9 protein-coding genes are annotated in these 12989 nt (G+C 44.8%); 3 read left to right on the top strand and 6 right to left on the bottom strand.

Going from position 1 to position 12989, the window contains the following annotated elements; genetic code table 11:
- The first annotated feature begins 311 nt into the window (after positions 1-311).
- From AC1XUF_RS24960 to AC1XUF_RS24950, 3 genes are all read left to right on the top strand, one after another.
- Positions 312-1775, top strand: a complete 1464-nt coding sequence (locus tag AC1XUF_RS24960) for a M20/M25/M40 family metallo-hydrolase (protein WP_483344580.1) — start codon at positions 312-314, stop codon at positions 1773-1775.
- Between the two features lie 32 nt (positions 1776-1807).
- Positions 1808-2617 carry a 4-(cytidine 5'-diphospho)-2-C-methyl-D-erythritol kinase gene (gene ispE / locus AC1XUF_RS24955; RefSeq protein ID WP_483344579.1) on the top strand — a complete coding sequence of 270 codons (810 nt, stop codon included), beginning with the start codon at positions 1808-1810 and terminating at the stop codon, positions 2615-2617.
- Positions 2618-2707: 90 nt separating this feature from the next.
- The gene (locus AC1XUF_RS24950) at positions 2708-3319 is read left to right on the top strand and encodes a cytochrome c oxidase subunit 3 (protein ID WP_483344578.1); all 612 of its coding nucleotides are present in this window, start codon (positions 2708-2710) and stop codon (positions 3317-3319) included.
- Here AC1XUF_RS24950 and AC1XUF_RS24945 read toward each other — a convergent pair.
- The 6 genes from AC1XUF_RS24945 to ettA form a co-directional block, all read right to left on the bottom strand.
- Positions 3294-4535, bottom strand: a complete 1242-nt coding sequence (locus AC1XUF_RS24945) for a TCR/Tet family MFS transporter (RefSeq protein WP_483344577.1) — start codon at positions 4533-4535, stop codon at positions 3294-3296. The two genes, AC1XUF_RS24950 and AC1XUF_RS24945, sit on opposite strands and share 26 nt — an antisense overlap.
- A gap of 422 nt (positions 4536-4957) precedes the next feature.
- On the bottom strand, positions 4958-6538 hold the full coding sequence (locus AC1XUF_RS24940; RefSeq protein ID WP_483344576.1) for an OmpA family protein: 1581 nt from the start codon (positions 6536-6538) through the stop codon (positions 4958-4960).
- Between the two features lie 16 nt (positions 6539-6554).
- A complete protein-coding gene (locus AC1XUF_RS24935; protein WP_483344575.1) occupies positions 6555-7151 on the bottom strand; it encodes an LOG family protein in 597 nt (198 codons plus the stop codon).
- 10 nt (positions 7152-7161) lie between these two features.
- A complete protein-coding gene (locus AC1XUF_RS24930) occupies positions 7162-8565 on the bottom strand; it encodes a UDP-N-acetylmuramate--L-alanine ligase (RefSeq protein WP_483344574.1) in 1404 nt (467 codons plus the stop codon).
- Positions 8566-8629: 64 nt separating this feature from the next.
- Positions 8630-10912 carry a T9SS type A sorting domain-containing protein gene (locus AC1XUF_RS24925; protein ID WP_483344573.1) on the bottom strand — a complete coding sequence of 761 codons (2283 nt, stop codon included), beginning with the start codon at positions 10910-10912 and terminating at the stop codon, positions 8630-8632.
- Positions 10913-11271: 359 nt separating this feature from the next.
- Positions 11272-12939, bottom strand: a complete 1668-nt coding sequence (gene ettA, locus AC1XUF_RS24920) for an energy-dependent translational throttle protein EttA (RefSeq protein ID WP_483344572.1) — start codon at positions 12937-12939, stop codon at positions 11272-11274.
- Positions 12940-12989 lie beyond the last annotated feature (50 nt).

The raw sequence follows: 12989 nt of genomic DNA, 5'->3' as shown, positions 1-12989 counted from the left end.
TCGATTAATTGACCAGAATGCATTAATTTTTAAATATAAGAGCTGAAAAGTACAAAATTGCTCGAATAAATTGAAGAAATGAACTTAATTAAGTGTGTAAATTACACTTAATTAATACCGGGAAACCTTACTGCCCTTGGGGAACCCGTTAGCGCGCTGATTTGATGTAGAAAAAATTCTGTATTCTAAGTGAGATAATCGGGAGTTAAGGAATCTATTTGCACTCTATTTTGTGTTTATCTTGCACAAAGTCAAATATCAATCCATATTTGAGTCATCAATTAAAATACATACATCCTTGATCGGGTAACATGAAAAAAGTTTTACTAGTCGTCTTGGTAAGTGGGTTTATTGTCTCCCTTTCTGGGTTCTATCCAGCAGAAAAAAAATGGGATAAACCGTTCGCGAAAATAGATGGTGAAGTCAGAGAAAATAGCAAAGCATATAAAACACTCGAAGAAGCAACCAAGATCATTGGTCACCGACTTACCGGGAGTGCAAACGGGGAAAAGGCAGAAGAGTTCGCTTTTAACCTGCTAAAAAGTTATGGTTTTACGGATGTAGTCTACCAGCCGTTCGAGGTTGAAGCCTGGATGCGTGACACAGTGACCTTGTCGATCGCGCCAGGTAGTAGTGATAATTTTAGGGATGTTCCGGTTGTGTCGCTGGCGCATTCGCCGGTCGAATCAAATCTGCAGGGAGAAATTGTCGACGTTGGTAATGGTTTGGAAGAAGACTTTGAAGCGTTGAAAGAAAAAGTGAAGGGTAAAATTGCGCTTGCCAATATCAACCTGGTGGGGGTTGCGGGTAAGAAAAACCTGCATCGCTCCGAAAAAACAGCATTGGCTATCAAATATGGTGCACGCGGCGTTATCATGGTAAATGGTGCGCCTGGCAAAATCTTGCTTACCGGAACAGCTTCTGTAACAGGCGCCATTATTTCTATTCCCGCAGTATGCATCTCCAACGACAGTGGCAAAGAAGTAAGGAAATGGCTCAAAGAGGAGGCACCCCTGGAAGCTCAAATTAACATGCATAATATTTCCAAACCGATTAAAGCGAGGAATGTTATTGCGACATTGAAAGGGCGATCGGATGAAAAAGTGATCATAGGAGGACACCTTGATTCGTGGGACCTGGCGACTGGCGCCATTGACAATGGAATCGGGTCTTTTGCGGTAATTGATATTGCGAGAACATTCAAAGCATTGAAAGTGAAACCACAACGGACCATCCAGTTTGTGCTGTTCATGGGTGAGGAGCAAGGTTTGCTAGGCTCAAAACATTTCGTAAGCGAATTAAAAAAGTCGGGGGCAATTGACAAAGTCAGTTACATGATGAACCTCGACATGACCAACGACCCGAGAGGGGTCAACGCGTTTGGCAGGGATGAGATGAACGACTTTTTTGCATCAGTCGGCGGCGCAATACACAACGTCGACAATAACTATAAGAATGAAACGATAAACAGGGCGGGACTTCACAGTGATCATCAACCATTTATGTTGGAAGGTGTTCCCATTGCCGGTCTTTCCGGAAATCTGGAGCCAGGTGTTTTGCAATGCTATCACGCGGACTGCGACGATTTCAGTTTGGTAAACAAAGGGCAATTGGAAAATACGGTGCGTATTGCTGCGATGTATTTATATGCTCTTTCCAATACCGACAATATCATGGTCAAAAGATTGTCCGATCAAAAGACACGTGATTTTTTGATTTCTCAAGGTCTGAAGGAAGAGCTTGTCATTGGTCAGGAATGGCGCTGGGAGCAATAATAGACGTTCCATCTGGGCATAATTGAGATCTGATGCTGGTATTTCCAAACGCAAAAATCAATATAGGTTTAAACATTGTTGAAAAGCGGGCAGACGGCTTTCATAATATAGAGTCTTGTTTCTACCCAATCGAGTGGACAGACGCGCTTGAACTAACCGTCGCGAAGTCGTTTTCATTTCATGTCAACGGAATTGACATTCCTGGGAATCTTTCGGATAATCTTTGTGCGAGGGCTTATGGCCTGCTGGCTGCTGATTATGCATTGCCGCCAGTCAAGTTAAATTTGCTTAAGAACATCCCCATCGGGGCGGGACTAGGCGGCGGGTCTTCAGATGCAGCTTTTACAATTAAAGCTCTAAATCAACAATTTAACCTTGAAATTTCTTTTGAAAAACAAGTTGAATACGCACGTAGATTAGGTAGCGATTGTGCTTTTTTTATTCTCGGCCAACCCGCATACTGCTTCGGAAAAGGAGATGAATTTGAAAAGCTGGATTTAAGACTCGTGGGAAAGTGGATCGTATTGGTAAATCCCGGCATACATATTTCGTCTGCCGAAGCTTACGCCGGAGTTCAGCCGAAACAAAGCGATGTAGATTTGCGTAACCTATTAATAAAGCCGGTAGCTGATTGGAAAGATCTTGTCAAAAATGATTTTGAGGCAACACTTTTTAATAAATACCCTCTTTTGGAAAAAATCAAAGTCCAATTATATGATTTTGGCGCGGAGTATGCTTCTATGAGCGGATCGGGTTCAACGTTGTATGGGATTTTTGAGAGGGAAACTGAATTAAACGACCACTTTGAAAATTTTAAAGTCTGGCAGGGTTACCTTAAGTAATTTATTGCTTTTAACATGTCCGTTAGCTGCAAATAGTCGTTATATTCATCCGGTCATGCGCTTTTTTTACAAATTGTTGAGTATCCAGAAATGAGTCCCAAGCCTACAACTAAATTAAGGGAAAGCCCTTTCACAAAGCGCCGCGAGCCGCTGGGCTTCATGCTTTGGCTTGGAGTGGCGGGGAGCTCACTGCTTTTTACGTCTATTTTCATCATTTTTTTGGTAAGGATGCATCGGGAAACCAGTCACCTGGTTGCTCTTCCTGATATGTTTTGGCTTAGTACGCTTGTGATTTTATTCAGCAGCATAACCCTTCATGAAGCGAATCTTGCGTTTGCCAATGAAAGGTTTTTGCATTACCGCGTTTTTTTGGGAGCAACCCTGCTTTTGGGATGTGTTTTCATATTATTGCAGGCAGGTGGCTGGATAGAAATGGTGAACACCGGCGTTTTTATCGGGGCCAGTACGTCACAAGGTTTTATTTATTTGCTTACAGGCCTGCATTTGGTGCACATCATTGCCGGTGTTTTGTACCTGACATTTTTGTTCAGAAAAGCAGTCAGAAACAGAAGTTATGTCGATTCCTTTGTGTACAGTGTCAACCCTCCTAACAGGCTCCGAATTAAATTACTTACGAGGTATTGGCACTTCACCGGCGCTCTCTGGCTGGTCGTCTTTATTTTCCTGATCCTTCTCTATTAAAACCCTTTATAGTCTTTTTCAGGCTCCTTCGTGCAAGAAATGTACTTATTATGGTCAGAATGGCCGCCATCAGCATGGGCGCGCCAGGAAAATAAACTTTGGCAGCGGGCTGCGTAAAACCGGAAAACAGATTGGTCATAAGAGGAGGGCCAATGATCGATGTCAGACTTTGCAGGCTTGTCAGAGCACCCTGCATTTCACCCTGTTCATTTGCAGCGACCTGCGTGGAAATAATCCCCTGTAAGGCTGGCCCGGCAATACTGCCCAAAATGTAGGGAATCATAAAAACATACATCATCCAACCTTGGGTTGCAAAAGCGTACAGGACAAATCCTACGGCATACAACAACAGGCCAACGTACACGCCTCTTTTCTGACCCAGTTTTGGCAATATCAGTCTGATGAGATACCCCTGGACAACGGCACTTAATATGCCGACAGCGCCGAGTGAATATCCAATATGAGCTTCGTCCCATTTGAATTTTTCAATTACATAAAAGGCCCAGTTACTCTGAACCGCGTGCATAGCTATGTAAAGTAATCCCAGGGACAAAATGAGGCCATAAATTACTGGGTAACGCTTTAGGTTTTGTAGCGACCCAATCGGATTTGCACGTGTCCAGTCAAATTTCCTCCGATGGGCCTGATCGAGCGATTCGGGGAGAATAAAATAGCCATAAAGCCAGTTAAGCAATGAAAAACCGGCGGCCGCCATAAATGGTACCCGGGTTCCGTATTGCCCTAGTAATCCACCTAAGACTGGCCCAATGATGAATCCTAATCCGAAAGCAGCTCCCAGTAATCCGAAATTCTGTGCCCTTTTTTCGGGTGTGCTGATATCGGCAATATAGGCGGCGCCTGTTGTGAAGCTTGCCCCCAAAATCCCGGCTATGATCCGCCCCACGTACAACCAAGCTAGAGTGGGAGCGAATGCGAGGAAGATATAGTCAATCCCAAAGCCGAACAGTGAGGCCAGCAAGACAGGTCTTCTGCCGAATTGGTCACTGATTCCACCAATAATGGGGGCGCATACAAATTGCATCGAGGCATAAGCAAAAAGCAGCCAGCCGCCGTCCCTGGAAGCCGCGCTGATACTGTCGCCGGTAAGTTCACTGATCAATTTCGGCATCACAGGAATGATAATTCCCAACCCGATAACATCAATAAGAAGTGTGACGAAAATGAAACCGAGGGCAGGGGTCCTTTTGGCAGACATACGAAGTGATTTTTCCTAAAATTAAGTGTAAAAGTTTGCAGGTCGCCAAGATGCCGCATACATTTTCGATTTTGTATATTTGGCAACTTGCAACCATCTGTGCCCCTGTTTTCCACCCATACCCATCGATCTTTTTACAATCTTTATTTTACTCTGCTTTGTGCAAGGATTGCTGCTTGTTATGTTTCTCTCCCGTCTATTTTAATGATGGTTCTTTGCCAAACTTTTCTCGGAATCCTATTGCTGGGGATGTCAATTTGGATTTAGCCTGGGGGATCAGATTCGTTTACTTATGTGTGGTCACGTTTACGATCTGCCTAGCGGTTTGTCATTTCCTGATCAAACGATTTAACCTGTTGCGGATGTTTTTGACGTTAGAGTTGCCAAACAAGTTAGAGATCTCAGGTCGGGATCAGCGAAGGCTATCTCTTTAAAATCTTGAATTCTACCCGGCGATTTTGTTGCTGGCCCTCGGGTGTGTCGTTTTTGGCCACTGGTATGGTTTCGCCATATCCTTTGCTGGCAACTCGATCAGGCTCAATACCTTTCCCTATCAGGTATTCCCTTACAGAGTCGGCCCGTCCCTGCGAAAGTTTGAGGTTAAATTCTGCACTACCTGTGTTATCCGTATGCCCGCCAAGTTCGATGGTCAAAGTTTTATTTTCGAGCATTGAAATAGCAATACGGTTCAGTTCAGGGAAAGATTCGTTGCTGAGGTCTGATTTGCCGGTTGCAAAGAAAATGTTGTTAAGTCTGACGATCTGTCCTTCTTCGATTGGGATCAATTTCAGCGATCGGTTCGCGATTTCTTTGAAGCCTTTGTCCCTGCCATTTCCCATCGAATCCGTCAGGTCAATATTTTCGCCTTCCGCAATGAAGTTTGGGGCAACAGCCCGCATGCTGTATTTCTGCCCATAAGGCAGCACGATCTTGTATTCACCGGTAGTGGGGTTGGTTGTAGCAGTTCCAACCTCCTCACCGTCGGCCAGATTTTCATAAATGATAGTGGCCTCAACCGGCTTGCCTGTTTTAGAATCAATCACCTTTCCGCTGATCATAACAACAGGGTCTGCCGCGGGAAGAATTGCAACAGGTGCCTCGGTGGTATCGCCGGGAGTTGGTTTTGGACGAAGATTAAAGCGTACTACATCTCCTTTGCCTTCTGTATTTTTAAAAGAGACCATGTAGGCGTAATCCCCTAATGCGGAAATAGTATAATAGGCATCGTAGCCGTCGGTATTAATGGCAGCCCCGAGATTGACCGGCCTGCTCCACCGTTTCCAGCTCTTATCAATGCGTTTGCTGTAATAAATGTCATTGCTCCCCTGTCCCCCCTTGCGGTCGCTTGAAAAGTAAAGAGTTACACCATCAGGAGCAAGAAAAGGCGTTGTCTCTGTAAATTCCTCCGTGTTAATCTCCGGCCCGAGGTTCATCGGTTTAGACCATTCGCCATTTTTTTGCTTAAAGCTCACATACATATCATCCGTCTTGCTGTTCTTTTTTTCGCTAAATGACATAACCAAAACTTTTCCGTCGGTGGACATATATCCGCAATCAAACTGACCTTTGCTGATTTTTGCATAACCGGGGATCTCAATTTTATTGGGTGCTGACCATCCACGAGCAGTTTTTTTGCTGGTAGAAAAACCACGGGTTTCGTATACGCCATTTTTGTAAGAACCTTTAATCAGCAGGGTGTTACCATCCGGGGTAATGCTATAAAGGCTATTGTAATCTTCTTTGTTCAAAGGCGGTGGGAGCCGTCTTGCTTGGGTCCACTTATCGTTTTTGAGTTCCGAAAACCAGATATCCTGGCTCCCTTTGGAGCCATGGGTGTTTTGAGGATGGCTCACCCTTGAGAAATAAATGGTTTTGCCGTCTGGCGAAATGATAGGACTTATTTCGTTGTATTCTGAATTTACTGTTTTGCCAAGATTTTCCAGTTGTGCACATGCACAAAACGAAATGGACCAAATGAAAATCGCTGATAGTAAAATACGCATCGGAAGGGGGAGGTGACTAATTATTGTCTACATATAACGACCTGTCCAGCGGCTTATTTTCTTGATTTTCTTTGCGGAACGTCTCCATTTTTTCCAACAATACACGAGCATTTTCAGCGACAACAAGCAGCATCCGGTTGTTTGGATGTAGAAAACCTTCCTCGACCATCTTGTCCAACTGCAATAAAAGCAGGTCGTAATAGCCATTGACATTTAAAAGGCCTACCGGTCCGTTGAAGATGCGGAGCTGTGCCCAGGTAAGAATCTCAAAAAGCTCATCAAACGTCCCATACCCGCCCGGCAGCGCAATAACGCCATCTGACATAGAAACCATTTTAGCTTTACGCTCGTGCATGGTATCCACAAAATGCAGTTCGGAAAGTGTCTTATGGGCGTTTTCCAGTTTGGCCAGGAAATTGGGAATGATACCGGTTACAAAACCCTTGTTATCCATTGCGCCGTCGGCTACCCGGCCCATCAGTCCCATGTTTCCGCCCCCGTAAATCAGTTTGATATTTCGTCTGGCAAGTTCTGCTCCAAGCGCATAGGCCGATTCGGCATAGATTGGTTTTTTCCCTGGATTTGAGCCACAGTATACGACAATGGATTGCATTGCATCGGGGTTAAATGTTTGACGATGATCCCTGTGAAAGAATGTTTTCAGCGAGCTCCCTTAAATCTAGTTCACCGAAAGTTCCCGAGCTCATCAAAAGCAAGTTAGCATCTTTCCAGGTGAGCGATTTCAAAAATGTCACGAGCGCTCCGGAATCCGTAAAAACCTGGAGGTCGTCCCTTTTGAAGGCTACTTTAATATCTTCTTCGGAAATGGGTTCAAGCCTTTTATGTTCTACCGTCAAAGGATTATAGTAAACAACGGCGATGTCAGCAGCTTTGAGTTTTCTTCGGTATTGTTTTAAAAAAGCTTTATTCAAACTGCTGAATGTGTGTAACTCGGCACAAGCCACTAACAAGCGGTCGGGAAACTGTTCTTTTAGAGCTGTTGTGGTTGCTTCAACTTTGGAAGGGGCATGCGCAAAATCACGATAGATGCTGACCGATCCTTTACTGCCAAGCAGTTCCATTCGTTTTGACGCACCCTTAAAAGTTTGAATGGAACGGTAAAACTCTTCGTCAGTGATTCCCAGCCTTTCACAGACGACCTTAGCACCGCTGATATTTTTCATGTTGTGACTTCCAAAAACCAGGACAGGCACATCACCTTGCTCTGCAGTAATCAAAATCGTTTTCCCATTCACAATCTTGTTGGGATGCACGTTGTAAGGGGCGCTTACCACATCGGGACGTCCTTTTTGTCCAATCACATCCAGCATATCATCGGTTTCGTCGAAAATAATGGCACCTGCCTTGGGCAAAGAGTCCGCTAGCAGCTCAAACTGTTTTACGTAAGACTCCCATGTTGGAAAAACATTAAAATGATCCCATGCAATCCCGCTTATTAACGCAATGTGAGGTTGGTAGTGCATGAATTTGGGCGTGTGGTCGATGGGAGAAGTAAAATATTCATCCCCTTCAATTACGATCAATGGAGCATTTTCCGACAACTTCACCATATTCTCGAAGCCTTCGATCTGGGCTCCGACTAGGTAATTGAAAATGCGGTTATTGAATTTGAGTACGTGGAGGATCATGGAAGTAATAGTCGTTTTTCCATGACTTCCTGCGATTACTACGCGTTGTTTGTTCTGGCTTTTTTCAAAAATATATTCCGGATAAGAGTAAACTTTTATTCCAAGTTCACGTGCTTTCGCAAGTTCGGGATTGTCCTGCCTTGCGTGCATTCCCAGTATTACCGCTTCCAGATCTGGCGTAATTTTCTCGGGGAACCAGCCCGTAGCTGGTGGTAGCAGCTCATACCTGGCCAGGCGGCTCAATGATGGTTCGTATATCTCGTCGTCCGAACCGGTGACAATGAATCCTTGTAAATGAAGTTCGATGGCAAGGTTGTGCATGACACTTCCACCGATTGAAATGAAATGTATTTTAGGCAAAGATGGATTTTGACTCATTGATGATTGAATACTGATTCAACACGAAAGTTAGCAAGAAATGGTCTTTGAGCCAATTACAACATCATCTTCCGTCCTCTTTCACAAATTTTACATGGTACTCCTCGCCATTCGTTCTGGTGATCGCAATGATGTAGGATCCGGAATGGAGGTTTTGTACATTGATTTCTGGCTCCGGATTATTGGAATGATACACAATACGACCCACAGGATTGATGATTTTAAGGGATTTTACATTCTTCCAGTTACTATCGGTAATGGTAATTTTATCGGTTGCCGGATTGGGGTAAGCCATTATAAGTGAGCCTTCTTTTCCGAAATTCACGATGACGATTCGGCTGTAAGCGAACGTTTGGTCCTGATCGATCATTTTCAAACGGTATAAATTCTCACCTGAAAAAGGTGTTTCGTCGGTGAAACCATAGTTTGTTACTGTTTCCAATGTTTCGACGCTCGCGGCGACGGTCCCGATTACCGCCCATGTCTTGCCATCGGGGCTGCGTTCTATCTCGAATTTCTGGCTGTTTTGCTCTTCTGAAGTTGCCCATTTCAGCTGGGCCGTCTGGTTTTCCTTACTGACAGAAAAACCGATCAGGGTTACCGGAAGGGGCGGCGTGACATTTAAGGTCAGGCCAGCCGTTTTGGCCCCGCACCCGCTCCGGTTGGAAGTCACCGAATAGTTATAGTCTCCCTGGACATCCGGTGCTGCAATGGTGATTGAGCTACCCGTTTTATTAGCGGCCCCTTGTCCCTTCCATGAGAAGCTGGCATCTTCGCATTCAGGACCGGAGCAATTGACAGTTAATGTAACAGTTGTACTTGTATTGGGTTTGGCATTGGAAGCGCTGGCCTGTATTGAAAAGTTGCAAGGCAGGTAATCTGAGCCATCCCAAATATTGGCCCAATACCCCAGATCGGTCATTTTAATGGATTTTGGTTTTAAATCAGTTTGAGCGAAATTTTGGCCGCCATTATTATTCCATGCTTCAAACAGAAATTGGCTGGTAAAAACAGCAGGGAAAATGTTGACTTTTATTGGTGTTGATCTTGCCGGAGGCTGATAGGAAGGTTTAATGAATTGCTCGCGGGCTGCTGCGATGGCGGGGGCAATTTGCTGGATCTCGTTATCATCGTAATGCATGGCCAGGTGAACGTATTCAGCCCCATGCTTAAAAGCCCTGGGAAACCATTCTGTGCCTATGCTGCCATTGATCCCGGATATCCCGATGGTTTGTCCCAGGTCTACTGGATCGAATTCTACTGCAGCGATCTTATTGCTTTTTGTCCCTTTGATGCAATCTATTCCCATGATCTTTTTCCACAGATCCGAGGGGTCGTTTCCGTCTGTATGATAAATCCCGTCGGATAATTCGAGGGCCAGAGGTAAGGTACTGCTGTGCAGATGCCAGTTGTTGCCCTGTATCGTCCCGAAATCCGAAATGAAGTGGAGGACTTTGATGGATGGGCTACGGTTTTTGACGGTTCCATAAAACCCTTTAAAGAGGTTCAAAAGTCCCCAGCCTGCGAACCTGTGCAAATCCCTGCCCATTTCTGAATTATAATTGCCATCTGTGGGCTGTGGGGCGGTGCTGATGGGATAAGTCTGTTTTCCCCAGATAACATTGGTTTGATGAGGATAGCGTGCAGGCAGAAATTTAGTCCGCCATGCCTGCTGTGCCTTGGCTTCGTACATGCCTGAATAAGTGACGGAATTAATGATTCTCAAAGGCATGTAAAATTCCTCAGACCCTGTGCAACCCATCGCCGCGTAGAGAATTCTGGAAGTGTAAGGCTGCAGTTGTGCCAATGCGTCGTCTACAAAAGCCAAAAACCTGCCGGTAGCATATTCGGAATAAACAGAGGGATTGGTATCGGCAATAGCGTCGCGAAGGAACGTGCCGTCGTAAAGCTGCGCGATATCGGCGGTGGCCAGGTAACTATCTGTCCAGTAACCTGGCCTTAAATAGGAAAAGTGCAGTGCTACCTTCATGTTCGGGTTCAAGTCCAGTATCGACTTGATAGCGAGTGTCATCTTTTGCCGTTGGTAGTTACCCAATGTGGGCTCATATTGCTGCCACTGGATATGAAGGCGCACTGCAGTCACGCTGGCATCCTTACCGTTGTATTTTAGTTTCGCAAATTTCTGAATGTATTCCCATTGGCCCGAGTGAATGCCGTTGGCAGCATTCCTGTCAAATCCATATCCCGTGGTATTGAGGATGATCTCCCGCTGGGCATTGACCGGAGATGCATAAACGATAACAAGCAGAATGAATGTTTGTAAGGTCGGGAGTTTTAAAATAGAGACAAACTTCAAGATAGATGGTGAACCGTTCTTCAATTGCATAAAAATTGCTTTCTGGTGGCTAAACTATTTTAGATTTAAACATACTACAAATTGTAGAATAAATACTATTAAAATGTAGAACTTATTGGAAATAAATCAATAAGTTATGAACAAGGCCTGATCAGGACATTGCCGGCGACAACAGAATAGAAGAAGAGAGTAATGTGTAAGATAGTGGTGGTTAAACCACTAGTTTTTGGTCTTTTCTGGAACTAGAATTGAACGGAGAGAATATTAATCTGGCTGAAAGTTAAAAGAATAAAAATAAAGTGCAATGGTTACAACGAAGAATTCGTACGAAGGAAAACAAAAAGAGCATTCGACCGTAACGTCGAATGCTCTTTTTGTATATTGAGTATTTAAGCTAACTTCTTGTATTTGATTCGTTTGGGCACTGCCTCCGTACCTAGTCTCTTTTTGCGGTTTTCTTCATATTCCGAGAAATTACCTTCAAACCAGTAAACCTGTGAGTCACCCTCGAAAGCAAGGATATGTGTTGCGACGCGATCGAGGAACCAACGGTCGTGGGAGATGATCACCGCACAACCAGCAAAGTTTTCCAGACCTTCTTCCAATGCTCTTAATGTGTTGATATCAAGGTCGTTGGTTGGTTCATCCAATAAAAGAAGATTGCCGCCTTCCTTTAGCGTCATTGCGAGATGTACACGGTTGCGCTCGCCACCGGAAAGATTTCCAACTTTCTTTTCCTGATCGCCGCCTCCAAAGTTAAACCGGCTCACATAGGCCCGTGCATTGGACTGCTTACCTCCAATCATGATCCAGTCATTACCGTCGGCAATGCTTTGATAAACAGTTTTGTTTGCATCCAGATTATCGTGTTCCTGGTCCACATAAGCTAGCTCAACGGTATCACCCACATCAAAATGACCTGTCAAAGGTTTCAGCTGACCTGTAATCAATTTGAAAAGCGTCGTTTTCCCAGCACCGTTAGGCCCGATAATGCCTACGATTCCATTGGGCGGCAGCGCAAAATTTAGATTTTCATATAAAAGCCGGTCGCCAAATCCCATGGAAACCTGATGTGCTTCAATAACCTTATTGCCAAGACGAGGTCCTGCCGGGATAAAAATTTCCAGTTTCTCTTCTTTCTCGCGACCTTCCTCCCCTAATAATCTTTCGTAGGCTCCAAGGCGGGCTTTCGACTTGGCTTGCCGCCCTTTTGCTCCCATTCTGACCCATTCCAGTTCACGCTGCAAAGTTTTTTGACGTTTGGATTCTGTTTTTTCTTCTTTTTTCAGGCGTTCTTGTTTTTGTTCCAGCCAGGAAGTGTAGTTGCCTTTCCAGGGTATCCCTTCGCCACGGTCCAGCTCCAATATCCAGCCAGCGACGTTATCAAGGAAATATCTATCGTGCGTAACGGCGATAACGGTTCCTTTGTATTGCCTTAAATGCTCTTCCAGCCAAAGTACCGATTCGGCGTCCAAGTGGTTGGTCGGCTCATCGAGTAGCAACACGTCGGGCTGCCTAAGTAAAAGCCTGCAAAGCGCTACCCGCCGCTTTTCGCCACCTGAAAGTGTGGAAACCAATGCATCCGAAGGAGGACACCGAAGCGCGTCCATGGCTATTTCCAGGCGGTTATCGAGGTTCCAGGCATCCGCAGCGTCCAGTTTTTCCTGTACCTCACCCTGGCGTTCCAGTAATTTGTCGAAATCGGCATCCTCTTCGCCGAAAGCTTCATTGATCTGATCAAACTCCTTCAGCAAGTCTACGATTTCCTGAACACCCTCTTCCACGATCTCCTTCACTGTCTTGTTCGGGTCCAGTTTGGGCTCCTGTTCAAGCATCCCCACGGAGTAACCGGGAGAGAACACAACGTCCCCCTGTATATCCTTATCAATACCCGCAATCACCCGGAGCAGCGTAGACTTACCTGAACCATTTAAACCTAAAACCCCGATTTTAGCACCATAAAAAAAGGATAGATAGATGTTTTTAATAATATGCCGGTTTGGAGGAATGATTTTGTTAACCCCCGACATTGAGAAAATAATGGTTTCGTTACTCATTTTTTGTTTAATTTGTGCGTAACAAATATCGTTATATATCCCTACACTTA

It is taken from the genome of Dyadobacter sp. HNCC25DJ185 (assembly GCF_056895195.1).
The sequence above is the reverse complement of the archived record's forward strand: the minus strand, read 5'-3'. Positions and strand labels throughout refer to the sequence as shown.